Source organism: Streptomyces sp. NPDC003697 (assembly GCF_053587115.1).
In genome coordinates this window covers 15,324-39,679 of record NZ_JBSFNN010000053.1, presented here as the reverse complement: position 1 = coordinate 39,679, position 24,356 = coordinate 15,324, and the positions used below count along the sequence as shown (strand labels likewise).

The 24,356-nt window shown below is 71.8% G+C and carries 20 protein-coding genes; 19 read left to right on the top strand and 1 reads right to left on the bottom strand.

The window, feature by feature from the left end; translation table 11 throughout:
* The first annotated feature begins 13 nt into the window (after positions 1-13).
* The 15 genes from ACWDNY_RS20875 to ACWDNY_RS20805 all read left to right on the top strand — a co-directional run bounded on the left by ACWDNY_RS20875 (position 14) and on the right by ACWDNY_RS20805 (position 16,921).
* Positions 14-583 carry a septum formation initiator family protein gene (locus ACWDNY_RS20875; protein WP_451647275.1) on the top strand — a complete coding sequence of 190 codons (570 nt, stop codon included), beginning with the start codon at positions 14-16 and terminating at the stop codon, positions 581-583.
* 5 nt (positions 584-588) lie between these two features.
* Positions 589-2,544 carry a peptidoglycan D,D-transpeptidase FtsI family protein gene (locus tag ACWDNY_RS20870; RefSeq protein ID WP_451647274.1) on the top strand — a complete coding sequence of 652 codons (1,956 nt, stop codon included), beginning with the start codon at positions 589-591 and terminating at the stop codon, positions 2,542-2,544.
* A gap of 49 nt (positions 2,545-2,593) precedes the next feature.
* Entirely contained in the window at positions 2,594-4,258 is a 1,665-nt protein-coding gene (locus ACWDNY_RS20865; RefSeq protein WP_451647273.1) for a UDP-N-acetylmuramoyl-L-alanyl-D-glutamate--2,6-diaminopimelate ligase, read from the top strand.
* A 4-nt stretch (positions 4,259-4,262) separates the two neighbouring features.
* Complete coding sequence (locus ACWDNY_RS20860; RefSeq protein WP_451647272.1) at positions 4,263-5,693, top strand: UDP-N-acetylmuramoyl-tripeptide--D-alanyl-D-alanine ligase; 1,431 nt, start codon at positions 4,263-4,265, stop codon at positions 5,691-5,693.
* Positions 5,693-6,784: a phospho-N-acetylmuramoyl-pentapeptide-transferase gene (mraY, locus tag ACWDNY_RS20855; protein ID WP_451647281.1), complete on the top strand. Its 1,092-nt coding sequence runs from the start codon at positions 5,693-5,695 to the stop codon at positions 6,782-6,784. The genes ACWDNY_RS20860 and mraY overlap by 1 nt, the downstream gene beginning before the upstream one ends.
* Positions 6,766-8,184 carry a UDP-N-acetylmuramoyl-L-alanine--D-glutamate ligase gene (murD, locus tag ACWDNY_RS20850; protein ID WP_451647271.1) on the top strand — a complete coding sequence of 473 codons (1,419 nt, stop codon included), beginning with the start codon at positions 6,766-6,768 and terminating at the stop codon, positions 8,182-8,184. The genes mraY and murD overlap by 19 nt, the downstream gene beginning before the upstream one ends.
* Positions 8,185-8,334: 150 nt before the next feature.
* Positions 8,335-9,717, top strand: coding sequence for a putative lipid II flippase FtsW (gene ftsW / locus ACWDNY_RS20845; protein ID WP_451647270.1), 1,383 nt, complete (start codon positions 8,335-8,337; stop codon positions 9,715-9,717).
* Between the two features lie 6 nt (positions 9,718-9,723).
* A complete protein-coding gene (murG, locus tag ACWDNY_RS20840; protein WP_451647269.1) occupies positions 9,724-10,812 on the top strand; it encodes an undecaprenyldiphospho-muramoylpentapeptide beta-N-acetylglucosaminyltransferase in 1,089 nt (362 codons plus the stop codon).
* A 26-nt stretch (positions 10,813-10,838) separates the two neighbouring features.
* Complete coding sequence (locus tag ACWDNY_RS20835) at positions 10,839-11,633, top strand: cell division protein FtsQ/DivIB (protein ID WP_451647268.1); 795 nt, start codon at positions 10,839-10,841, stop codon at positions 11,631-11,633.
* Positions 11,634-11,920: 287 nt separating this feature from the next.
* Positions 11,921-13,129, top strand: coding sequence for a cell division protein FtsZ (gene ftsZ / locus ACWDNY_RS20830; protein ID WP_451647267.1), 1,209 nt, complete (start codon positions 11,921-11,923; stop codon positions 13,127-13,129).
* Positions 13,126-13,854: a peptidoglycan editing factor PgeF gene (gene pgeF / locus ACWDNY_RS20825; protein WP_451647266.1), complete on the top strand. Its 729-nt coding sequence runs from the start codon at positions 13,126-13,128 to the stop codon at positions 13,852-13,854. Before ftsZ ends, pgeF begins: the two co-directional genes overlap by 4 nt.
* 6 nt (positions 13,855-13,860) lie before the next feature.
* Positions 13,861-14,580, top strand: coding sequence for a YggS family pyridoxal phosphate-dependent enzyme (locus tag ACWDNY_RS20820; RefSeq protein ID WP_451647265.1), 720 nt, complete (start codon positions 13,861-13,863; stop codon positions 14,578-14,580).
* 126 nt (positions 14,581-14,706) lie between these two features.
* Positions 14,707-15,351 carry a cell division protein SepF gene (locus tag ACWDNY_RS20815; RefSeq protein ID WP_451647264.1) on the top strand — a complete coding sequence of 215 codons (645 nt, stop codon included), beginning with the start codon at positions 14,707-14,709 and terminating at the stop codon, positions 15,349-15,351.
* A 50-nt stretch (positions 15,352-15,401) separates the two neighbouring features.
* Positions 15,402-15,686 carry a YggT family protein gene (locus tag ACWDNY_RS20810; RefSeq protein WP_276106645.1) on the top strand — a complete coding sequence of 95 codons (285 nt, stop codon included), beginning with the start codon at positions 15,402-15,404 and terminating at the stop codon, positions 15,684-15,686.
* A 53-nt stretch (positions 15,687-15,739) separates the two neighbouring features.
* Complete coding sequence (locus tag ACWDNY_RS20805) at positions 15,740-16,921, top strand: DivIVA domain-containing protein (RefSeq protein WP_451647263.1); 1,182 nt, start codon at positions 15,740-15,742, stop codon at positions 16,919-16,921.
* A 358-nt stretch (positions 16,922-17,279) separates the two neighbouring features.
* On the opposite strand, the gene ileS is transcribed toward ACWDNY_RS20805, so the two are convergent.
* Positions 17,280-20,432 carry an isoleucine--tRNA ligase gene (gene ileS / locus ACWDNY_RS20800; RefSeq protein ID WP_451647262.1) on the bottom strand — a complete coding sequence of 1,051 codons (3,153 nt, stop codon included), beginning with the start codon at positions 20,430-20,432 and terminating at the stop codon, positions 17,280-17,282.
* Between the two features lie 579 nt (positions 20,433-21,011).
* On the opposite strand from ileS, the gene ACWDNY_RS20795 reads away from it, so the two are divergent.
* The 4 genes from ACWDNY_RS20795 to ACWDNY_RS20780 all read left to right on the top strand — a co-directional run bounded on the left by ACWDNY_RS20795 (position 21,012) and on the right by ACWDNY_RS20780 (position 24,210).
* Positions 21,012-21,854 (top strand): TraR/DksA C4-type zinc finger protein, encoded by an 843-nt coding sequence (locus ACWDNY_RS20795; protein ID WP_451647261.1) that lies wholly within the window; start codon positions 21,012-21,014, stop codon positions 21,852-21,854.
* A gap of 193 nt (positions 21,855-22,047) precedes the next feature.
* On the top strand, positions 22,048-22,686 hold the full coding sequence (lspA, locus tag ACWDNY_RS20790; RefSeq protein ID WP_451647260.1) for a signal peptidase II: 639 nt from the start codon (positions 22,048-22,050) through the stop codon (positions 22,684-22,686).
* 70 nt (positions 22,687-22,756) lie between these two features.
* Entirely contained in the window at positions 22,757-23,701 is a 945-nt protein-coding gene (locus ACWDNY_RS20785; RefSeq protein WP_451647259.1) for an RluA family pseudouridine synthase, read from the top strand.
* Positions 23,698-24,210: a GNAT family N-acetyltransferase gene (locus tag ACWDNY_RS20780; protein WP_451647258.1), complete on the top strand. Its 513-nt coding sequence runs from the start codon at positions 23,698-23,700 to the stop codon at positions 24,208-24,210. Before ACWDNY_RS20785 ends, ACWDNY_RS20780 begins: the two co-directional genes overlap by 4 nt.
* Positions 24,211-24,356 lie beyond the last annotated feature (146 nt).

Below are 24,356 nucleotides of genomic sequence, written 5' to 3'. Positions count from 1 at the left end.
GTCGGGGGGAGCGGTGAGCGGGAAACCCGAACTGAGGGGGCGTGCCGCCCGGCTGGCCCGGCTCTTCCCGGCGAAGCGGGCGCAGGCCGCCCGCACGCCCTTCGTCCTCCTCGTCGTGCTCCTCCTCGGCGGTGGTCTCATCGGGCTGCTCGTGCTGAACTCCGCGCTCAGCGAGGGGGCGTTCGAGCTCGACGACCTCAAGAAGGACACCAAGAACCTCACCGACGAGGAACAGGCCCTGCAGCGGGACATCGACTCCTACTCCGCCCCCGACGCCCTGCAGCGCCGCGCCCGCGAGCTCGGCATGGTGCCCGGCGGCGACCCGGCCTTCCTCGACCCCGACGGCACCGTGAACGGCGTGCCCTCGCCTGCGCAGGCCGACCGGTCCTCGCTGCAGGACCCGGCGGACGTGCTGCCCCCGGAAGCGCCGGCCACCTCGCCCTACCCCGGGCAGAGTGCGCCCGCGGCGGACCCCCTGGGCACACCGCCGGCCGGCCCGGTGGACGTCCCGCCCGCCGGCCCGGGCGTCACGGCCGCCCCCGCCGTACCCCAGCCCGCCACGACCCCGACCCCCGGCAGGTGACGGAAGTGTCCGACAGGGAACCGCCGCGTCGCCGCGTGCCCGGACCCGCCAGGCCGTCCCGCCCGGGAAACCGGCGCGGTCCCGCACCCGGCGTCCGTCCGGCGCGCCGCCCCGGCCCGGCCCGCAGGCCCGCGCCTCCCAAGGCCATCCGGCTGGGCAGCCCGCGCCCGCGACTGCGCCTGGTCACCCTCGCGCTGACCCTGGTGCTGCTCGTCTTCGTCGGACGGCTGCTGCAGGTGCAGGCCGTCGACGCCGGCGCGTACGCCGCCAAGGCCGACCAGAACCGGTACGTCGTCCACACCATCGCCGCCGAGCGGGGCGGCATCACCGACCGCAACGGCGTCGCCCTGGCCATCAGCGTGGACGCGGACGACATCACGGCCGACCCCACGATGTTCACGGCCGAGGAACTGAAGATCGGCGACGGTCCCGAGCAGGCGGCCGCCCTGCTCGCCCCGATCCTCGGCCAGGACCAGGCCGGGATCGCCAGGAAGCTGCGGACGCAGAACACCCGGTACGTGCTCCTGGCCCGCCGCCAGACCCCCGAGGTCTGGAAGCAGATCAAGGACCTGAAGACCGCGCTGGCAAAGAAGTCCCAGACGGACAGGACCACCGTCAACGTCCTCGCCGGCGTCTTCTCCGACCCCAGCAGCAAGCGCGTGTACCCCAACGGCGACCTCGCCGCCGGGATACTGGGCTGGGTCAACGCCGAGGGCAGGGGCGGCGGCGGCGTCGAGCAGCAGATGGAGGCGGAGCTGGCCGGCAAGGAGGGCAGCATCCGCTACGCCCAGTCCGGCGGCCACGAGGTGCCGACCGTGGGGTCCACCGAGACCCCGGCGGTGCCCGGCTCCGACGTCGAGCTCACCGTCGACCGCGACATCCAGTGGGCCGCGCAGAACGCCATCACCGAGCAGGTGGAGAAGTCCGGCGCCGACCGCGGCTACGTGATCGTGCAGGACACCCGGACCGGCGAGATCCTCGCCATGGCCGACTCGCCGGGCTTTGACCCCAACGACCTCGCCCACGCCGACCCGGCCGCCCTGGGCAACGCCGCCCTGCAGGACGCCTACGAGCCCGGCTCCACCGCCAAGGTCATGTCGATGGCCGCCGTCCTGCAGGAGAACGCGGCCGAACCGCTCACGCACGTCGTCGTGCCCAACCGGCTGCACCGCGGCGACCGCCTCTTCCAGGACGACGTCGACCACGACACCTGGAACCTGACGCTCAACGGCGTCCTCGCCAAATCCAGCAACATCGGCACGATCCTGGCCACCGGCCAGCTCGGCAGGACGCAGCGGCAGGCCAACAAGGTCCTCTACTCCTACCTGCGCAAGTTCGGCATCGGCGAACCGACCGGACTCGGCTTCCCCGGGGAGACCCGGGGCATCCTCGCGCCGCCGGACAAGTGGTCCACCTCGCAGCAGTACACGATCCCTTTCGGCCAGGGCTTCTCCATCAACGCGATGCAGGCAGCGTCCGTCTACTCGACGATCGCCAACGGCGGCGTCCGCGTGGAGCCCACCCTGGTGCGCGGCACCAAGGGGGCCGACGGGCACTTCACGCCCGCCCCGAAGCCGGACCGGACCCGGGTCGTGAGCGCGAGGACGGCCAAGGAGCTCGCCCGGATGCTGGAGTCCGTGGTGGACGACGAACAGGGCACCGGCACCAGGGCGCGCATCCCCGGCTACCGCGTCGCGGGCAAGACGGGTACGGCCAACCGCGTGGATCCGGCCACCGGCAAGTACCGCGGCTACACCTCCTCGTTCGCCGGGTTCGCCCCCGCCGACAACCCGCGCGTGACCGTGTACTGCGCGATCCAGAACGCCACGAGAGGCAGCTACTTCGGCGGTCAGATCTGCGGCCCGATCTACAAGCAGGTCATGGAGTTCGCGCTGAAGACCCTCCAGGTGCCGCCGACCGGGGCGCGGCCCGCGAACCTGCCCGTCGACTTCAAGCCATGACCGGCTCCGCCGTCCGCACCACCGCGCACCACCGATCAGGAACGAGCCCGTGACAACGATCACCCCCGATCCCGGGAACCACGACCCCGTCGGCAGCTCACTTCGCTCCCAGGCGGCCACGCCCGGTACGCTCACCGCCGTGCCACACGCTGATCAGTCCCACATCACCCACAAGGGCGCTTCCGTGAACTGTCCGGGAGCGCCGCGACCGGACCACGTCTCCGCCACCCCCCTCGCGGAGCTCGCCGGGCAGCTGGGTGCCGGGCAGCCGACGGGCGCGCGGGACGCCGTCGAGGTCACGGGCATCACCCATGACTCGCGTGCCGTGCGCCCCGGCGACCTGTACGCCGCCCTGCCCGGCGCCCGCGCCCACGGCGCCGACTTCGTCACGCAGGCGGCCTCCCTCGGTGCCGTCGCCGTGCTGACCGACCCGACGGGCGCCGAGCGCGCCGCCGCGAGCGGCCTGCCCGTGCTGGTCGTGGACGATCCGCGCGGACGCATGGGCGAGCTCGCGGCCACCGTCTACGGCCGTCCGGGCCGCGACCTGCTCCAGATCGGCATCACCGGCACCTCCGGCAAGACCACCACCGCCTACCTGGTCGAGGGCGGCCTGAAGACGGTCAAGGCCACGGGACTGATCGGCACGGTGGAGACGCGCATCGGCGACACGCGCATCAAGTCCGAGCGCACCACCCCCGAAGCGACCGACCTCCAGGCGCTGTTCGCGGTCATGCGCGAACGCGGTGTCGAGGCCGTCGCCATGGAGGTCTCCAGCCATGCCCTGGTCCTCGGCCGGGTCGACGGCTGCGTCTTCGACATCGGCGTGTTCACCAACCTCAGCCCGGAGCACATGGAGTTCCACTCCGACATGGAGGACTACTTCCGGGCCAAGGCACGGCTGTTCACCCCGGAGCGCAGCCGGCTCGGCGTGGTCAACCACGACGACGAGTACGGGCGCCGGCTCGCCGGGGAGGCCACGGTCCCCGTCGTGACGTACTCCGCCGAGGGCCACCCCGACGCCGACTGGCGCGCCGAGGAGGTGCGCATCGGCCCCATGGACTCCACGTTCACCGTCGTCGGGCCCGAGGGGCGGCGTATCAGCGCCAGATCGCCCCTGCCGGGCCCCTTCAACGTGGCCAACACCCTCGCCGCCATCGTCGCGCTGGCCGCCGCGGGCCTCGACCCGCAGACCGCGGCCGACGGCATCGCCGCGGTGCCGGGCGTGCCGGGCCGGCTGGAGCGCGTCGACGCCGGACAGCCCTACCTCGCGGTCGTCGACTACGCGCACAAGACGGACGCCGTCGAATCGGTGCTCCGCGCCCTGCGCAAGGTCACCAAGGGCCGGTTGCACGTCGTCCTCGGCTGCGGCGGCGACCGTGACACGACCAAGCGCGCGCCGATGGGCGCCGCCGTGGCCCGGCTCGCCGACACGGCCGTGCTGACCTCCGACAACCCCCGCTCCGAGGACCCCCTCGCCATCCTCGCGGCCATGCTGCAGGGCGCGGCGTCCGTGCCCTCGCACGAACGCGGCGAGGTGCTCCTGTTCGAGGACCGGGCCGCCGCGATCGCCGCCGCCGTCGACCGGGCACGGCCCGGGGACACGGTGCTGGTCGCGGGCAAGGGCCACGAGCAGGGCCAGGACATCGCCGGTGTCGTCCGTCCCTTCGACGACCGCCAGGTGCTCCGCGAAGCTATCCAGAAGACTCAGGGATGAACTTGTGATCGCCCTCTCCCTCGCCGAGATCGCAGAAGTCGTCGGCGGGCAGACGCACGACATACCGGATCCGTCCGTCCAGGTCACCGGGCCCGTCGTCCGGGACTCCCGGGAGGCAGGGCCGGGCAGCCTCTTCGTCGCCTTCGTCGGCGAACGCGTCGACGGCCACGACTTCGCCCGGGCGGTCGTGGCGGCGGGCGCCGCCGCCGTGCTGGCCTCACGCCCCGTCGGCGTGCCCGCGATCGTGGTCGAGGACGTGCAGGCCGCCCTCGGCGCCCTCGCCCGCCATGTGGTGCGCCGGCTCGGCACGACCCTCGTGGCTCTGACCGGCTCGGCCGGCAAGACCAGCACCAAGGACCTCATCGCCCAGGTGCTGCAGCGCTCGGGCCCCACGGTCTTCACCCCCGGCTCCCTCAACAACGAGATCGGGCTGCCGCTGACCGCGCTGACCGCCACCGAGGAGACCCGGTTCCTCGTGCTGGAGATGGGCGCCCGCGGCATCGGCCACATCCGGTACCTGACGGAGCTGACACCGCCGAGGATCGGCCTGGTGCTGAACGTCGGCAGCGCCCACATCGGGGAGTTCGGCGGCCGGGAGCAGATCGCCCAGGCGAAGGGCGAGCTGGTCGAGTCGCTGCCCGCGGCCGAGGACGGGGGCGTGGCGGTCCTCAACGCCGACGACCCGTTGGTCCGGGCCATGGCCGCCCGTACGAAGGCCAGGGTGGTCCTCTTCGGGGAGTCCGACGAAGCGGACGTCTCCGCCGAGAACGTGCGGCTCACGGCCGGCGGACGGCCCTCGTTCAGGCTTCACACACCCTCCGGTGCAAGCGATGTGACCATGCGCCTGTACGGTGAGCACCACGTGTCGAACGCGCTCGCCGCGGCCGCCGTCGCCCATGAGCTGGGCATGTCCGCGGAAGAGATCGCCACCGCGCTCTCCGAGGCGGGCTCCCTCTCCCGCTGGCGGATGGAGGTCACCGAGCGCCCTGACGGCGTGACGATCGTCAACGACGCCTACAACGCGAACCCGGAGTCCATGCGGGCCGCCCTGCGCGCGCTGGTGGCGATGGGGGAGGCCTCACGGGCACGAGGGGGTCGCACGTGGGCGGTGCTCGGCAAGATGGCCGAGCTCGGGGACGAGGCGCTCGCCGAGCACGACGCGGTCGGACGGCTCGCCGTCCGGCTCAACGTCAGCAAGCTCGTCGCGGTCGGGGGCAGGGAAGCGTCCTGGCTGCAACTGGGCGCATATAACGAGGGTTCGTGGGGTGAGGAGTCGGTGCACGTGTCCGACGCACAGGCGGCGATCGACCTGTTGCGCAGCGAGTTGCGCCCGGGGGACGTCGTACTCGTGAAGGCGTCGCGTTCGGTCGGTCTCGAGAGCGTCGCCGAGGCGCTCCTGGAGACCGGTGCCGAGGGTGAGGTTGCCGCCCGATGATGAAGCAGATCCTGTTCGCAGGTGTCATTGGCCTCTTCCTGACGCTGGTCGGCACACCGCTGCTGATCAAGCTCCTGGCCCGCAAGGGCTACGGCCAGTACATCCGCGACGACGGCCCGCGCGAGCACGCCAGCAAGCGCGGTACGCCGACCATGGGCGGCATCGCGTTCATCCTGGCGACGGTCGCCGCGTACTTCCTGGCCAAGGTGATCACGGTCTACCTGGACCCGAAGGCCGACGCGACGCCGACCTTCTCCGGCCTGCTGGTCCTCGGCCTGATGGTCGGCATGGGCCTGGTCGGCTTCCTCGACGACTACATCAAGATCGTCAAGCGTCGTTCGCTGGGTCTGCGCGCCAAGGCGAAGATGGCCGGCCAGCTCATCGTCGGCATCGCCTTCGCCGTGCTCGCGCTGCAGTTCTCCGACAACCGCGGCAACACCCCCGCCTCCACCAAGTTGTCGTTCATCACGGACTTCGGCTGGACGATCGGCCCGGTGCTGTTCGTGGTCTGGGCGCTGTTCATGATCCTCGCGATGTCCAACGGCGTGAACCTCACCGACGGCCTGGACGGTCTGGCGACCGGCGCCTCCGTGCTCGTCTTCGGCGCCTACACCTTCATCGGCGTCTGGCAGTTCCAGGAGTCGTGCGCCAACTCGCTGACGCTGACCAACCCGAACGCCTGCTTCGAGGTCCGAGACCCGCTCGACCTCGCCGTTGTCGCCTCGGCGCTGATGGGCGCCTGCCTGGGCTTCCTGTGGTGGAACACCTCGCCCGCCAAGATCTTCATGGGCGACACCGGTTCGCTGGCGCTCGGCGGTGTGCTCGCCGGCCTCGCGATCTGCTCCCGCACCGAGCTGCTGCTCGCGCTGCTCGGCGGCCTGTTCGTCCTGATCACCATGTCGGTCGTCATCCAGGTCGGCTCCTTCCGTCTCACCGGGAAGCGGGTGTTCCGGATGGCGCCGCTCCAGCACCACTTCGAACTCAAGGGCTGGTCCGAAGTGCTCGTCGTGGTCCGTTTCTGGATCATCCAGGGCATCTGCGTCATCGTCGGTCTGGGCCTCTTCTACGCGGGATGGGCAGCGGACAAGTGACCGACTGGCAGGGGAAGAACGTCACCGTCGCCGGACTCGGCGTCTCCGGTGTCCCGGCGGCCCGGGTGCTCAGCGGCCTCGGCGCCCACGTCACCGTCGTCAACGACGGCGACGACGAACGGGCACGGGAGCAGGCCGCCGAACTGAGGTCCCTGGGCGTCACCGTGCGCCTCGGCGACGGTGCGACCCTGCCCGAGGGCACCGAGCTCGTCGTCACCGCGCCCGGCTGGAAGCCGGACAAGCCGCTGTTCGCCGCGGCGGCCGAGGCCGGCGTCCCCGTCTGGGGCGACGTCGAGCTGGCCTGGCGGCTGCGCGGCCCCGACGCTCCCCCCTGGCTGGCCGTCACGGGCACCAACGGCAAGACCACGACCGTGCAGATGCTCGCCTCCATCCTGACGGCGGCGGGCCTGCGCACCGCCGCCGTCGGCAACATCGGCGTCTCACTGCTGGACGCGGTGCTCGGCGAGCAGGAGTACGACGTCCTGGCGGTGGAGCTGTCGAGCTACCAGCTCCACTGGGCGCCGTCGCTGCGCGCACACTCCGCCGCCGTGCTCAACCTGGCGCCCGACCACCTCGACTGGCACGGCTCCATGGCCGCCTACGCCGCCGACAAGGGCCGCATCTACGAGGGCAATCGGGTCGCCTGCGTCTACAACGTCGCCGACAGGGCCACCGAGGACCTGGTCCGCGAGGCCGATGTCGAGGAGGGCTGCCGGGCGGTCGGCTTCACCCTCGGCACCCCGGGACCGTCCCAACTCGGCGTCGTGGACGGCATCCTGGTCGACCGGGCCTTCGTCGAGAACCGGCAGAAGAACGCCCAGGAGCTCGCCGAGGTCGCCGACGTCAACCCGCCGGCCCCGCACAACGTCGCCAACGCACTCGCCGCCGCGGCCCTCGCGCGCGCCTTCGGAGTGCCCGCCGCGGCCGTACGGGACGGCCTGCGGGCGTTCACCCCGGACGCCCACCGGATCGCGCACGTGGCCGACGTGGACGGCGTCGCCTACATCGACGACTCCAAGGCCACCAACACCCATGCCGCCGAAGCGTCGTTGGCCTCCTACGAGTCCATCGTGTGGATCGCCGGCGGACTGGCCAAGGGCGCGACCTTCGACGAACTCGTCGCCAAGTCCGCGCCGCGGTTGCGCGGAGCCGTCCTCATCGGCGCGGACCGCGCGCTGATCCGCGAAGCCCTCGCGCGACACGCCCCGGAAGTACCCGTCGTCGACCTCGACCGGACCGACACTGGGGCGATGCTCCAGGCCGTCCAGGAGGCGCAGCGGCTCGCCGGGCCCGGTGACACGGTGCTGCTGGCCCCGGCCTGCGCCTCCATGGACATGTTCGCCAACTACAACAGGCGCGGTGACGCGTTCGCCCAGGCGGTGCGCGAACTCGGCGCCTGACCCGGCCGCCTGCCGGGCGACCTTGGGAGGGACGCATGGGACGCGCGAGTGAGCGCGGGGGGCGCGCCGTCGCCGGCACGGGCAGGCGTGGCCCGCGGGCGCGGCGGACCGCACGAAAGCGGTCACCGCTGCCGTACGGCGGAGGTGCCGATGCCCGGTAGCCGCACAGGCCGGCCGCCCGTCCAGCGGGCCGCGCGGCGGCCCGTGAGCGCCCGGCCGCTCCAGGACAACGCGGTGCGCCGGCTGGTCACGCGCGCCCGCCGCGCCTGGGACCGGCCGCTGACCGCGTACTACCTGATCCTCGGCGGCAGTGCGCTGATCACCGTCCTCGGCCTGGTGATGGTGTACTCGGCCTCCCAGATCACGGCGCTGCAGATGTCACTCCCGGGCTCGTACTTCTTCCGCAAGCAGCTGCTCGCCGCCGTCATCGGCGCCGGTCTGCTGTTCGCGGCGTCCCGGATGCCGGTGCGGCTGCACCGGGCGCTCGCCTACCCCATCCTGGCGGGCGCGGTCTTCCTGATGATGCTGGTGCAGGTGCCGGGGATAGGGATGTCGGTCAACGGCAACCAGAACTGGATCTCGCTCGGCGGCTCCTTCCAGATCCAGCCCAGCGAGATCGGCAAGCTGGCACTGGTGCTGTGGGGCGCCGACCTGATCGCGCGCAAGCAGGACAGGAGACTGCTCACGCAGTGGAAGCACATGCTGGTGCCGCTCGTGCCGGTCGCCTTCATGCTGCTCGGCCTGATCATGCTCGGCGGCGACATGGGGACGGCGATCATCCTCACCGCGATCCTCTTCGGCCTGCTGTGGCTGGCGGGCGCGCCCACGCGGCTGTTCGTCGGCGTGCTGTCGGTCGCCACCGCGATCGGGGTGTTCCTCATCAAGACCAACCCCAACCGCATGGACCGGCTCGCCTGCATCGGCGCGACCGACCTCGGGCCGGGCGGGAGCTGCTGGCAGGCCGTGCACGGGATCTACGCCCTCGCGTCCGGCGGACTGTTCGGATCCGGCCTCGGCGCGAGTGTGGAGAAATGGGGCCAACTGCCCGAAGCCCACACCGACTTCATCTTCGCCGTCACCGGCGAGGAACTGGGTCTGGCGGGAACACTGTCGGTCCTCGCCCTCTTCGCGGCTCTAGGCTATGCGGGTATCCGCGTGGCCGGACGCACGGAGGACCCCTTCGTCAGGTATGCCGCGGGAGGCGTGACCACCTGGATCACCGCGCAAGCGGTGATCAACATCGGTGCGGTGCTCGGTCTGCTGCCGATCGCCGGCGTCCCCCTCCCGCTGTTCTCCTACGGAGGGTCGGCCCTGCTGCCGGCCATGTTCGCCATCGGGCTGCTGATCGCCTTCGCGCGCGACGAGCCCGCTGCGCGGGCGGCGCTTGCGATGCGGCAACCTCGCTTTGGTAGAAAGCGGGCAGGAGGCTCCGCGTCCGATCGGGGAACCCGGCGTGGGCCCGATCGGGGGCCTCGGAGATGGAACACGATGAGACGGCGTGCCTCGGCGGCGCGTTCGTCCGGAGAGCGGTGAATTTCGGTGCATGTCGTACTCGCCGGTGGAGGGACCGCCGGCCACATCGAGCCCGCGCTCGCCCTCGCGGACGCCCTGCGCAGGCAGGACCCGACCGTGGGGATCACGGCCCTGGGCACGGAGCGCGGTCTGGAGACCCGGCTGGTTCCGGAGCGGGGCTATGAGCTGGCGCTCATTCCGGCGGTGCCGCTGCCGCGCAAGCCGACCCCCGAGCTGATCACCGTCCCGGGCCGGCTGCGGGGCACGATCAAGGCGGCCGAGCAGGTCCTGGAGCGCACCAAGGCGGACGCCGTCGTCGGCTTCGGCGGCTACGTGGCCCTGCCCGGCTATCTGGCGGCCAAGCGGCTCGGGGTGCCGATCGTCATCCACGAGGCGAACGCCCGCCCCGGCCTGGCCAACAAGATCGGTTCGCGGTACGCCGCCCAGGTCGCCGTGTCCACGCCGGACAGCAAGCTGAGGGGCGCCCGCTACATCGGGATCCCGCTGCGCCGCACCATCTCGACCCTCGACCGGGCCGCCGTGCGCCCCGAGGCGCGCGCGGCGTTCGGGCTCGACCCCAACCTGCCGACGCTGCTGGTCTCCGGCGGCTCGCAGGGCGCCCGCCGCCTCAACGAGGTCGTCCAGCAGGTCGCCCCCTACCTCCAGCAGGCCGGGATCCAGATCCTGCACGCGGTCGGCCCGAAGAACGAACTGCCACAGGTGCACCAGATGCCGGGAATGCCCCCGTACATCCCGGTAAGTTACCTGGACCGGATGGATCTCGCGTACGCCGCGGCCGACATGATGCTCTGCCGCGCGGGTGCGATGACCGTCGCCGAGCTCTCCGCCGTCGGACTCCCGGCCGCCTACGTCCCGCTGCCCATCGGCAACGGCGAACAGCGGCTGAACGCCCAGCCGGTGGTCAAGGCCGGCGGCGGCCTGCTGGTCGACGACGCGGAGCTGACCCCGCAGTGGGTGCAGCAGAACGTCCTGCCCGTGCTCGCCGATCCGCACCGGCTGTACCAGATGTCCCGCGCCGCCGCCGAGTTCGGCCGCCGGGACGCCGACGACCTGCTCGTCGGCATGGTGTACGAGGCCATCGCCTCGCACCGCTAGGACCCTACGCACGGAGGGCAGAGAGCGTGGCCGGACCGACCACCGCCGAGCGCGGTGACCGCCGACAGGAGTCGTCCGGCCCGCCTCGGGCCGGACGGCTGAGGCGTCGGCGCCTTCGTGCGATCGTCATCCTGGCGGCCGCCGGCGCCCTCCTCGGCGGCGGCTCGCTCTGGGTGCTGTACGGCTCGCAGTGGCTGCGCGTCGAGCGGGTATCCGTCTCCGGCACGCGCGTGTTGACCCCCGCGCAGGTGCGCACGGCCGCCGAGGTCCCGGTCGGGGCGCCGCTGGCCTCCGTGGGCACGGACGCCATCGAGGCCCGGCTGCGGCGCAGGCTGCCCCGGATCGACGCGGTGGCCGTGGGCCGCTCCTGGCCCGACGGCATCACCCTGGAGGTGACGGAGCGTGCCGCCGTGCTGGTGGAGGAGAAGGGCGGGAGGTTCGTCGAAGTGGACGCCGAGGGGGTCCGGTTCGCCACGGTCTCCCGCGCGCCGACAGGTGTGCCCGTCCTGGAACTGTCCCCCTCCCGCACGCCCTCCACGGCGGCGAGTCTGCGCCGCTTCGGCCCGGACCGGCTGGTGCGCGCGGCCGTCGCGGTGGCCGGGCGCCTCCCCGCCGCCGTCGCGCGGCAGACCAGGGCCGTCAAGGTCCGTACCTACGACGACATCTCACTGGAGTTGAGCGGCGGGCGCACCGTGGCGTGGGGCAGCGGCGAGCAGGGGGAGGCGAAGGCGCGCGCGCTGACCGCGCTGATGAAAGCCTCGTCCGGCGCGCGGCACTTCGACGTCAGCGTCCCCACCGCTCCCGCGTCATCGGGGAGTTGACGCACATCAGCGCAGGCCAGCCCCCTGGGTGGGCAGCGCCATGCCTGATCACATAGGGTGAAAAGAAAAACGGGAGGTTCGGCGTGTTCGTTGAACGGGCGCCACTTGTCGACTTACTGTCCTGTTCAGAAGACTTCAGGGAACAGGCACACTGGTAACCCTAAACTTCAGGGTTAGGGTTCGGGTCGGCATTCGGAACCGTCCCATTCGGCATCAGTCGCCGGCCCGCGGCGCGCAGCGCGTCCCGCGAACCGGTGACACGTAACTCGAGGCGAGAGGCCTTCGACGTGGCAGCACCGCAGAACTACCTCGCAGTCATCAAAGTCATCGGTGTCGGCGGCGGTGGTGTCAATGCCATCAACCGGATGATCGAGGTCGGTCTCAAGGGCGTCGAGTTCATCGCCATCAACACCGACGCACAGGCGCTGTTGATGAGCGACGCCGACGTCAAGCTCGACGTCGGCCGCGAACTCACCCGCGGACTCGGCGCCGGAGCCAACCCGGCCGTCGGCCGCAAGGCCGCCGAGGACCACCGCGAGGAGATCGAGGAGGTCCTCAAGGGGGCCGACATGGTCTTCGTGACGGCCGGTGAAGGCGGCGGCACCGGCACCGGCGGCGCGCCCGTCGTGGCCAACATCGCACGCTCCCTCGGCGCCCTCACCATCGGCGTGGTCACCCGCCCGTTCACCTTCGAGGGACGGCGCCGGGCGAACCAGGCCGAGGACGGCATCGCCGAGCTCCGCGAAGAGGTCGACACCCTCATCGTCATCCCCAACGACCGGCTGCTGTCCATCTCGGACCGCCAGGTCAGCGTGCTCGACGCGTTCAAGTCGGCGGACCAGGTGCTGCTGTCCGGTGTGCAGGGCATCACGGACCTGATCACCACCCCCGGCCTGATCAACCTGGACTTCGCCGACGTGAAGTCGGTCATGTCCGAGGCCGGTTCGGCCCTCATGGGCATCGGCTCCGCCCGCGGCGACGACCGCGCCGTGGCCGCGGCCGAGATGGCGATCTCCTCACCGCTCCTGGAGGCGTCCATCGACGGCGCACGGGGCGTGCTGCTGTCCATCTCCGGCGGCTCCGACCTCGGCCTGTTCGAGATCAACGAGGCCGCCCAGCTCGTCAGCGAGGCCGCCCACCCCGAGGCCAACATCATCTTCGGCGCCGTCATCGACGACGCCCTCGGCGACGAGGTCCGCGTCACCGTGATCGCGGCCGGCTTCGACGGCGGTCAGCCGCCGGCCCGGCGCGACAACGTCCTCGGCTCGTCCTCGGTCAAGCGCGAGGAGCCCGCCCCGGTGCGGCCGCAGCCCGAGAGCCGGCCCACGTTCGGCTCCCTGGGCAGCGTGACACCCAAGGAGGAGCCGGAGGCCCCCGTTCCCGCGCCGGCCGCGGAGCCGGTGGACCCGCCGGCGCCCACCCCGCCGCTCCCGCCGTCCCGGACCTACGCGGACAGCGCGGCCGAGGAACTGGACGTGCCGGACTTCCTCAAGTGATAGGACAGCGCGACACCGTGAACGGCGCGCACTTCGCCTTCACCGACCGGTGGGGCGGGGTGAGCGCCGTTCCGTACGAGGAGCTCAACCTGGGCGGCGCGGTCGGCGACGACCCCGCGGCCGTGCGCACCAACCGGGAACTGGCCGCCGGTGCCCTCGGACTCGATCCGGACCGGGTGGTCTGGATGAACCAGGTGCACGGCAGCGAGGTCGCCCGGGTCGACGGTCCGTGGACCACGCGTACCGCCCCGGCGGTCGACGGCCTGGTGACCGCCGTCCGCGGCCTCGCCCTGGCCGTCCTGACCGCCGACTGCGTGCCGGTACTGCTCGCGGACCCGGTCGCCGAAGTGGTGGCGGCGGCCCACGCGGGACGGCCCGGCATGGTCGCCGGTGTGGTTCCCGCCGCGGTCGACGCGATGGTCTCGCTCGGTGCCGATCCCGCCCGGATCGTCGCCCGCACCGGACCGGCCGTCTGCGGCCGGTGCTACGAGGTGCCGGAGGAGATGCGCGCCGAGGTGGCCGCCGTCGAGCCGGCCGCGCACGCCGAGACGAGCTGGGGCACCCCGGCGGTCGACGTGAGCGCCGGCGTGCACGCGCAACTCGAACGGCTCGGGGTGCGTGACCGGCAGCAGTCGCCGGTGTGCACGCGTGAGTCGCGCGACCACTACTCGTACCGCCGCGACCGCGCCACCGGGCGGCTCGCGGGCTATGTCTGGCTGGACTGAGGGGGCATGACGGAGCGTAAGGGCGAACTCGCCGCCAACCTGGCGAGGGTGGAGGAGCGCATCGCCGCCGCGTGCGCGGTCGCGGGCCGCGCGCGGGAGGAAGTCACCCTCATCGTGGTCACCAAGACCTACCCCGCGGCGGATGTGCGGATCCTGGCGGACCTCGGGGTGCGGCAGGTCGCCGAGAACCGCGACCAGGAAGCGGCGCCGAAGGCCGCCGCATGTGCGGATCTGCCCCTCACTTGGCACTTCGTGGGCCAGTTGCAGACCAACAAAGTACGTTCCGTGGCCGGTTATGCCGACATCGTGCAGTCCGTCGACCGTTCGCGGCTCGTCGCGGCCCTGTCGAAGGAGGCCGTGCGGGCCGGGCGCGAGGTGGGCTGCCTCATCCAGGTCGCCCTCGACGCGGGGGCGAGCGGACGGGGTGAGCGCGGCGGCGTGGCGCCTGGCGGCATCGGCGAGTTGGCCGATCTCGTCGCCGGGTCCCCGGGCCTCCGGCTCGACGGGCTGATGACCGTCGCGCCGCTCACCGGGGAGTACGCCGGACGTCAACGAGCGGCGTTCGAACGGCTCATGGATTTGTCGACTGACCTGCGCAGAGCCCATCCGGCTGCAACCATGGTGTCGGCAGGGATGAGCGCGGATCTCGAGGAGGCCGTCGCGGCCGGAGCGACACATGTGCGCGTCGGCACCGCGGTACTCGGAGTCCGCCCCAGCCTCGGGTAACGTCGCCAGGAAGTCGGACCACAGCAGAAAATATGGTCAATACCGCCGAAGAGGGCGCAACGACCACGTGGATCGCGGGACTTGGCAGTCGTCAGCGGATCCACCACAGAGCGGAGGACTCGGAGAATGGCCGGCGCGATGCGCAAGATGGCGGTCTACCTCGGCCTCGTGGAGGACGATGGGTACGACGGCCGGGGATTCGACCCCGATGACGACTTCGAACCCGAACTGGATCCGGAGCCCGAGCGGGAGCGGCGACGGCACGAGCCGTCGCACCCTCAGTCACTGGGAACACATCAGTCACAAAGGGATGAACCGGTGCGAGTGGTGCAGCCTCCGGCGCCACGCGAGCCGGTCCCGCACGCCGCTTCGCTTCCGGCGGAATCGGCGCGTCCGGCGCGGATCGCGCCCGTGGCGTCCATCACACAAGAACGTCAGAGCCTGGAGAAGAACGCACCGGTGATCATGCCCAAGGTTGTGTCGGAGCGGGAGCCGTACCGCATCACCACGCTCCACCCCCGGACCTACAACGAGGCGCGTACCATCGGGGAACACTTCCGTGAGGGCACCCCGGTGATCATGAATCTCACTGAGATGGATGACACAGATGCCAAGCGACTTGTCGACTTTGCGGCCGGTTTGGTGTTTGGTCTTCACGGCAGCATCGAACGGGTGACGCAGAAGGTGTTCCTGTTGTCGCCTGCTAACGTCGATGTCACGGCGGAGGACAAGGCCCGTATCGCAGAGGGCGGGTTCTTCAACCAGAGCTGAGACGCAGTACCGGACAGTGCAAGGAAACAGGGGAGAGGGAAGCACGGGTCATGAGCGTGTTCCTGGACGTGATCTACATCGCGCTGATGTGCTTCCTCATCGTGCTGATCTTCCGGTTGGTCATGGACTACGTCTTCCAGTTCGCCCGCTCGTGGCAACCCGGCAAGGCGATGGTGGTCATTCTGGAGGCCACCTACACTGTCACCGATCCACCGCTGAAGCTTCTGCGGCGGTTCATTCCGCCGCTGCGTCTCGGGGGCGTGGCGCTCGACCTGTCCTTCTTCGTGCTGATGATCATCGTCTACATCCTGATCTCTATCGTGAGCCGGCTGTGAGCGATGTGAACTACCGTCTTGCCGAACGCCGACGACTACGTTGAGGTGAAGAGATGCCGTTGACCCCCGAGGACGTGCGGAACAAGCAGTTCACGACCGTCCGCCTCCGAGAAGGCTATGACGAGGACGAGGTCGATGCCTTCCTCGACGAGGTCGAAGCCGAGCTGACCCGTCTGCTCCGGGAGAACGAGGACCTGCGCGCCAAGCTGGCCGCGGCGACGCGTGCTGCTGCCCAGAACCAGCAGAACATGCGCAAGCCGCCGGAGGACCAGCAGCCGCCTCAGCATCAGCAGCAGGGCATGCGTGGTCCCGGTGCTCCCGTCCCCGCCGGGATATCGGGCCCGCCGCAGCAGCAGATGGGCGGCCCCATGGGTGGCCCGCCCCAGCTGCCGAGCGGTGCCCCGCAGCTGCCGGCCGGTCCCAGCGGGCAGGGTCCCCAGGGTCCCGGCCCGATGGGTCCCGGCCCGATGGGTCACGGTCCGATGGGCCAGGGCCCGATGCAGGGTCAGATGGGCCAGGGTCCGATGGGCCAGGGCCCGATGCAGGGTCAGATGCAGGGTCAGATGCAGGGCCAGATGGGTCCCGGTCCGATGGGCGGCCCCATGGGCGGTCCCGGTCCGATGGGTCAGGGTCCCGGTGGCGACAGCGCGGCCCGCGTCCTGTCGCTGGCCCAGCAGACCGCCGACCAGGCGATCGCCGAGGCCCGGTCCGAGGCCAACAAGATCGTCGGCGAGGCCCGCAGCCGTGCCGAGGGTCTGGAGCGCGACGCCCGTGCGAAGGCCGACGCGCTGGAGCGGGACGCGCAGGAGAAGCACCGTGTCGCGATGGGCTCCCTGGAGTCCGCTCGCGCCACACTGGAGCGCAAGGTCGAGGACCTGCGCGGCTTCGAGCGCGAGTACCGCACGCGGCTGAAGTCCTACCTGGAGTCGCAGCTGCGCCAGCTGGAGACGCAGGCCGACGACTCCCTGGCCCCGCCGCGCACCCCGGCGACCGCGTCGCTGCCGCCGTCCCCGGCGCCCTCCATGGCCCCGGCCGGCGCGAGCGCCCCGTCGTACGGCGGCAACCAGCAGATGGGCGGCGGGCCCGGCCCGTCCGGTCCGTCCTACGGCGGTCAGCAGCAGATGTCCCCGGCGATGACCCAGCCGATGGCGCCGGTTCGCCCGCAGGGCCCCTCGCCGATGGGTCAGGCCCCCTCGCCGATGCGCGGGTTCCTGATCGACGAGGACGACAACTGACAGTGGGCGGTACGGCGTAGCCGTCGGCGGCGTTTGACAGGGCGGGGCCCCGGACATCGGTCCGGGGCCCCGCCCTGTTTATCCGCGTTGCCTGCCACGGGCCCCGCCACCCGGCGGGGCCCGTGGCAGGCGGTCGGCCGGCGCGGCGCGCTGCGGGCGGGCCGCCGGCGCCCCACTCCGCTTCCGCCGCCGGAGCGCGCCGTGAGGCCCTCCGCGGCGGCGGGAGGGACGCACCTCCGCGGGCGGCGTGTCCTCCCGCTCCGTCCCCGTGTCAACGCCGAAGGCCCGGCTCCCTCGTTCGAAGGGGCCGGGCCTCTGTGTCGCCGACACCGGTTGACGTCCGGGTCGACGTCGGCGGCTACGCCTTGCGCAGGCGGAAGGTCAGCGACAGACCCTCGTCCGTGAAGGGATCGCCGTAGCCGTCGCCGGCCTCGCCCTGGGCGAAGTCCGTGGCGAGGACCTCGTCGGCGATGAGACCCGCGTGCTCGGCCAGTGCCGTGAGGACCGCCGGGTCCGTGGACGTCCAGCGCAGCGCGATACGGTCGGCGACGTCGAGGCCGCTGTTCTTGCGGGCCTCCTGGATCAGACGGATCGCGTCTCGGGCCAGGCCCGCGCGGCGCAGCTCCTCCGTGATCTCCAGGTCCAGCGCCACCGTCGCGCCCGCGTCGGAGGCCACCGACCAGCCCTCGCGGGGGGTCTCCGTGATGATCACCTCGTCGGGCGCGAGGGAGACCGTCTCACCGTCCACCTCCACCGAGGCCGTGCCCTCGCGCAGCGCCAGGGACAGCGCGGCCGCGTCCGCGTTCGCGATCGCCTTCGCCACGTCCTGGACGCGCTTGCCGAACCGCTTGCCCAGGGCCCGGAAGTTGGCCTTGGCGGTGGTGTCCACCAGGGACCCGCCGACCTCGCTGAGCGAGGCCAGCGACGACACGTTCAGCTCCTCGGTGATCTGCGCGTGCAGCTCCTCGCCCAGGGACTCGAAGCCGGCGGCGGCCACCAGGGCGCGGGAGAGCGGCTGACGCGTCTTGACGCCCGACTCCGCGCGGGTGGCCCGGCCCAGCTCCACCAGCCGGCGGACCAGCACCATCTGCCGCGACAGCTCCGGGTCGATCGCGGAGAGGTCCGCCTCCGGCCAGGTGGCCAGGTGCACCGACTCCGGGGCGCCCGGGGTCACCGGCACGACCAGGTCCTGCCAGACCCGCTCGGTGATGAACGGGGTGATCGGCGCCATCAGCCGGGTGACGGTCTCCAGGACCTCGTGCAGCGTGCGCAGCGCCGCCTTGTCGCCCTGCCAGAAGCGGCGGCGGGAGCGGCGGACGTACCAGTTCGACAGGTCGTCGACGAACGCCGACAGCAGCTTGCCGGCGCGCTGGGTGTCGTAGCCCTCCAGCGCCTGCGTCACCTGGTCGGTCAGCGAGTGCAGCTCGCTCAGCAGCCAGCGGTCCAGCAGCGGACGCTCCGCCGGGGCCGGGTCGGCCTCCGACGGCGCCCACCCGGCCGTCCGGGCGTACAGGGCCTGGAAGGCGACGGTGTTCCAGTAGGTGAGGAGGGTCTTGCGGACGACTTCCTGGATGGTGCCGTGGCCGACGCGGCGGGCCGCCCAGGGGGAGCCGCCTGCCGCCATGAACCAGCGGACCGCGTCCGCGCCGTGCTGGTCCATCAGCGGGATCGGCTGGAGGATGTTGCCCAGGTGCTTGGACATCTTCCGGCCGTCCTCGGCGAGGATGTGGCCCAGGCACACCACGTTCTCGTAGGACGACTTGTCGAAGACCAGCGTGCCGACCGCCATCAGCGTGTAGAACCAGCCGCGGGTCTGGTCGATGGCCTCGGAGATGAACTGCGCCGGGTAGCGGGCCTCGAACAGCTCCTTGTTCTTGTACGGGTAGCCCCACTGGGCGAACGGCATGGAACCCGAGTCGTACCAGGCGTCGATGACCTCGGGCACGCGCGTGGCCGTGGCGCCGCAGCCCTCGTGCGGGCAGGCGAAGGTGACCTCGTCGATGTAGGGGCGGTGCGGGTCCAGGCCGGACTGGTCGGTGCCGGTCAGCTCGGTCAGCTCCGCGAGCGAGCCGACGCAGGTGAGGTGGTCCTCGGCGCAGCGCCAGATCGGCAGCGGGGTGCCCCAGTAGCGGTTGCGGGACAGCGCCCAGTCGATGTTGTTGTTCAGCCAGTCGCCGTACCGGCCGTGCTTGACCGTGTCCGGGAACCAGTTGGTGTCCTCGTTCTCCTGGAGCAGCCGGTCCTTGACGGCCGTGGTGCGGATGTACCAGGAGGGCTGCGCGTAGTAGAGCAGCGCGGTGTGGCAGCGCCAGCAGTGCGGGTAGCTGTGCTCGTACGGCAGGTGCTTGAACAGCAGACCGCGGTCGGCGAGGTCCTCGGTGAGCTGCTCGTCGGCCTTCTTGAAGAAGACGCCGCCGACCAGCGGGAGGTCCTCCTCGAAGGTGCCGTCCGGGCGCACGGGGTTGACCACCGGCAGCCCGTAGGAGCGGCAGACCCTCAGGTCCTCCTCACCGAAGGCGGGGGACTGGTGGACCAGACCCGTACCGTCCTCGGTCGTGACGTACTCCGCGTTGACGACGTAGTGCGCCTCGGTGTCCTCGGGGAAGGCCACCAGCTCGAACGGGCGCCGGTACGTCCAGCGCTCCATCTCGGCGCCGGTGAAGGTCCGGCCGGTCGTCTCCCAGCCCTCGCCCAGGGCCTTGCCGACCAGTGGCTCGGCCACGACCAGTTTCTCCTGGCCGTCGGTCGCGACGACGTAGGTGACGTCCGGGTGCGTGGCGACGGCCGTGTTCGACACGAGCGTCCACGGGGTCGTCGTCCACACCAGCAGCGACGCCTCGCCGGCGAGCGGGCCGGAGGTGAGCGGGAAGCGGACGTACACCGACGGATCGACGACCGTCTCGTAGCCCTGCGCCAGCTCGTGGTCCGACAGACCCGTGCCGCAGCGCGGGCACCAGGGGGCGACGCGGTGGTCCTGGACCAGCAGCCCCTTGTTGAAGATCTCCTTCAGCGACCACCAGACCGACTGCACGTAGTCGGGGTCCATCGTCCGGTAGGCGTCGTCGAGGTCGACCCAGTAGCCCATGCGGGTGGTCAGCTCGGAGAAGGCGTCGGTGTGGCGGGTCACGGACTCACGGCACCTGGCGTTGAACTCGGCGATGCCGTACGCCTCGATGTCCTGCTTGCCGCTGAAACCGAGTTCCTTCTCCACCGCCAGCTCCACCGGGAGGCCGTGGCAGTCCCAGCCGGCCTTGCGGGCCACGTGGTAGCCGCGCATGGTGCGGAAGCGGGGGAAGACGTCCTTGAAGACGCGGGCCTCGATGTGGTGGGCGCCCGGCATGCCGTTGGCGGTGGGCGGGCCTTCGTAGAACACCCACTCGGGGCGGCCCTCGGACTGCTCCAGGCTCTTGGCGAAGATCTTCTGCTCGCGCCAGAAGTCGAGCACCCCGTGCTCGAGGGCGGGCAGGTCGACCTGGGCGGGCACCTGGCGGTACTGCGAGTGCGTACTCAACGAGCTTCCTCCAACGGACGTACTGCCTTCCGTCGGAGGGACGAGAGCCTTCGTGCTGCCTACGCCGTGTGCGGCGCGCTCCCGCGGTACCACCCTCCTTGGCCCCCCGGTGCACCGTACGCACCGGTGAGCCCCCTCATTGGGGTCGCGATGCCGGTTCTACTGACCCTCGGCGGGTGTTCCTCCGGCGGCTCCGGGGTGATCTTCACGTCGCGCTCGCCCCCGGGCTCACACCGTCCCCGGGTCGCTCTGGGCTGCCTACGCCGCTACTCGTCCCCATCCACGCTTCTCGCTGCGCCCCAGTGTACGGCGCCGCGACGACAGCGGCCGACCGGTTTCCCACGGCGGCGGCGGACCGGCCGGTGACCCGAATGGTGAGGCCGGCGGCGGCGGATCCCGAGTCGCATGCCTCGTCGGCATACCCGGCCAAGAGCTGGGCACAACGCATGCATGCCGGCCGCGCGGGGCGCGCGAGGCGGGTCGATCCGGCGGCGTGCCCCGTTGCCGCGGGACTTCAAGTCGATTTATCGTCCCAGCACGATACGCGAAAAAAATCACAATATGTGAAGGGGCCGTGCCATGGTGGCGAAGAAGACCGCCCAGCATTCGGCGACCGGCAGGTCCACGCGGGTCTCCGGTGGCGCGGCCGAGGACACGAGGGGGAAGAGCCGGGTCGACGGCGCGGCGGACACCGCGGACACCGTGGGCCGGGCCGGGCCGGCGAGCGGGAGGAAGAGGGCGCCGAAGAAGCGCGCGGCCGTCGGCACCAGCGCCGTGGACGACGCGGACGCGGCCGGGGGCGCCGTCCCGGTCAAGAAGGACCCCGTCCCGGCGGAGAAGGACGCCGCCCGGAGGGCGGGCGCGAGGACCACCGCGGACGCGGGCGGGAAGAGCACGGCCAAGAAGGTGGGCGCGGCGCAGGCCGCGAAGCAGACGGGAGCCACGACAGTGGGCGCGAAGAAGACCCCTGGCACGGTCACGGCCGAGCAGTCCGCCGTCCCGAAGGCACGCGGCGACGTGGAGCCGGGCGACCTCGCGGTCCGCCCGGGCGAGGCCCCCTGGACCTCGGAAGAGGTCGAGGAGGCCCGCGCGGAACTGCAGTCCGAGATGGAGCGGCTGAACGCCGAGATCACTTCGGCGGAGCAGTCGCTCGCCGGCCTGATGCGGGACTCGGGGGACGGCGCCGGCGACGACCAGGCCGACACGGGTACCAAGAACATCACCCGTGAGCACGAGATGGCCCTCACCGCGAACGCACGCGAGATGCTCACCCAGACCGAGCGCGCGCTGGCCCGGCTGGCCGCGGGCACCTACGGCCTGTGCGAAACCTGCGGCAAGCCCATCGGGAAGGCCCGTATGCAGGCCTTCCCCCGAGCCACGCTGTGCGTGGAGTGCAAGCAGAAGCAGGAACGCCGCTACTGAGGGTGCGCGGTGCGTGCGGATGCGTGCGGAGCGCGGTGCCGCGGTGGGGTGGCGCGTGCGGTGCGGGGGTGGGGGCGCGGCCGCGCGTGCGTCTCCGCCACGCCCGGTACTGCGGCCACCTCCTCGGCACATTGATCTCGGGAGGCGTGCCGTAGTCTCGTCCTCAGTCAGGTACCTAGGTCGAGGGACTCACGTGGCAGAGGCGGAGCGCATCATCGGTACGCCGGACACCCCGGACGCGGCCCGGGCCGCGCGGAAAGGCCCCGGGCCCGGGGAGGAACGCCCCGGCACCGAAGGCGGACAGACCCCGGCCGACGGGGCGCCGACCCCGGCCGAGCGGCCCGCGGGCAGGCGCCGGATCGCGGTCCTGTTCGCGGTCGCGGCCTTCGCCTACGTGCTCGACCTGGCCAGCAAGATGCTCGTGGTGGCCAGGCTCGAGCACCACGCGCCGATCCGGATCGTCGGAGACTGGCTGAAGTTCGAGGCGATCCGCAACGCCGGTGCCGCCTTCGGCTTCGGCGAGGCCTTCACCGTGATCTTCACGGTGATCGCCGCGGCCGTCATCGTGGTGATCGCCCGCCTCGCCCGCAAGCTCTACAGCCTGCCCTGGGCGATCGCCCTCGGCCTGCTGCTGGGCGGTGCGCTGGGCAACCTGACCGACAGGATCTTCCGTTCGCCGGGCGTCTTCGAGGGCGCGGTCGTCGACTTCATCGCCCCGAAGCACTTCGCCGTCTTCAACCTCGCCGACTCCGCGATCGTGTGCGGCGGCATCCTGATCGTGCTGCTGTCCTTCCGCGGTCTGGACCCGGACGGCACGGTCCACAAGGACTGAGCCGGCCGGGCGGGGCCCGCTTCCGGGCCTCTCGTACGGGACCGTCCGCCCCGTCCGGCATACTCGACGGGTGAGCACGATTCCCGAGATCCGTACCCTGCCCGTGCCCGACGGCCTGGAGGGCGAGCGCGTCGACGCCGCCATCTCCCGCATGTTCGGCTTCTCCCGTACCAAGGCGGCCGAGCTGGCCGCCGCGGGCAAGGTGCAGGTCGACGGCGCGGTCGTCGGCAAGTCCGAGCGCGTGCGCGGCGGGGCCTGGCTGGAGGTCGAGATGCCGCAGGCGCCCGCGCCGGTGCAGGTGGTCGCCGAGCCGGTCGAGGGCATGGAGATCGTGCACGACGACGACGACGTCGTGGTGATCGTCAAGCCGGTGGGCGTTGCCGCGCACCCCTCGCCGGGCTGGACCGGCCCCACGGTGATCGGCGGGCTCGCCGCCGCCGGCTACCGGATCTCCACCTCGGGCGCGGCCGAGCGCCAGGGCATCGTGCACCGCCTCGACGTCGGCACCTCCGGTCTCATGGTCGTCGCCAAGTCCGAGTACGCCTACACGTCGCTGAAGCGCCAGTTCAAGGAGCGCACGGTCGACAAGCGGTACCACACGCTCGTCCAGGGCCACCCTGACCCGACCAGCGGCACCATCGACGCGCCCATCGGCCGCCACCCCACCCACGACTACAAGTGGGCCGTCACCGCGGACGGCAAGCCCTCGGTGACCCACTACGACCTGATAGAAGCGTTCCGTGCGGCCTCCCTGCTCGATGTGAAGCTGGAGACCGGGCGCACCCACCAGATCCGCGTCCACATGGCCGCCCACCGCCACCCCTGCGTCGGCGACCTGACGTACGGCGCCGACCCGACGCTCGCCAAGCGGCTCGGACTGACCCGCCAGTGGCTGCACGCCGTGCGCCTCGGCTTCGAGCACCCCGGGGACGGGCAGTGGGTGGAGTTCACCACCGACTATCCCGAGGACCTGCAGCGGGCACTGGACCAGGTCCGGGAGGAGACCTACGCGTGAGCACGCCGTACGTGGTGCGGGTGGCCGGGGACCTCGCCGACCGCGAGGCCTGCTTCGCGGTGCGCAGGCGGGTCTTCGTGGCCGAGCAGGGCGTTCCCGAGGACATCGAGTACGACGCCTGCGACGCCGTCGCCGTGCACGTGCTCGCGGTCCGGGAGGACGGGACGCCGCTCGGCACCGGACGGCTCCTGCACGGCGAGGCCGCCGCGGCGAAGACGGGCGGTGACGCGTCCGTGGGGTCGCTGGGCCGGCTCGCCGTCGCCAAGGCGGCCCGCGGGCTGGGCGTCGGCGTGGCGCTGGTGCGCGCCATCGAGGACGCGGCCCGCGCACGGGGGCTCGCGGCGGTGGACCTGCACGCGCAGACGCACGCGCTGGGCTTCTACGAGCGCCTGGGCTACCGGGCCTACGGGCCCGAGTTCCAGGACGCGGACATCCCGCACCGGGCGATGCGGCGCTCGCTCCGGCCGGCGCCGGGTGATGCGGCGCTGCCCGGCGACCGGGACGCGTGACAGCACCTCCCGCCATGACACCGACACCGCATCGGCCGGTGTGCGGCAGCCGCAGGTGGGAACTGTGAAGTGGCAGGCTCGGGGCCTGCCAGGGGAGTCTCTCCTGCCCAGGACCGCCTGGGACCGTCCGGGGACGTCCGCACCAC

What these genes read in the sequence shown, in the direction of transcription:
- ACWDNY_RS20820 (WP_451647265.1), top strand. Translation starts at nt 13,861, where the DNA reads ATGACGGAGCGTAAGGGCGAACTCGCCGCCAACCTGGCGAGGGTGGAG.
- ACWDNY_RS20815 (WP_451647264.1), top strand. Translation starts at nt 14,707, where the DNA reads ATGGCCGGCGCGATGCGCAAGATGGCGGTCTACCTCGGCCTCGTGGAG.
- ACWDNY_RS20805 (WP_451647263.1), top strand. Translation starts at nt 15,740, where the DNA reads ATGCCGTTGACCCCCGAGGACGTGCGGAACAAGCAGTTCACGACCGTC.
- murD (WP_451647271.1), top strand. Translation starts at nt 6,766, where the DNA reads ATGGGCAGCGGACAAGTGACCGACTGGCAGGGGAAGAACGTCACCGTC.
- ACWDNY_RS20810 (WP_276106645.1), top strand. Translation starts at nt 15,402, where the DNA reads ATGAGCGTGTTCCTGGACGTGATCTACATCGCGCTGATGTGCTTCCTC.
- ACWDNY_RS20795 (WP_451647261.1), top strand. Translation starts at nt 21,012, where the DNA reads ATGGTGGCGAAGAAGACCGCCCAGCATTCGGCGACCGGCAGGTCCACG.
- ftsW (WP_451647270.1), top strand. Translation starts at nt 8,335, where the DNA reads ATGCCCGGTAGCCGCACAGGCCGGCCGCCCGTCCAGCGGGCCGCGCGG.
- mraY (WP_451647281.1), top strand. Translation starts at nt 5,693, where the DNA reads ATGAAGCAGATCCTGTTCGCAGGTGTCATTGGCCTCTTCCTGACGCTG.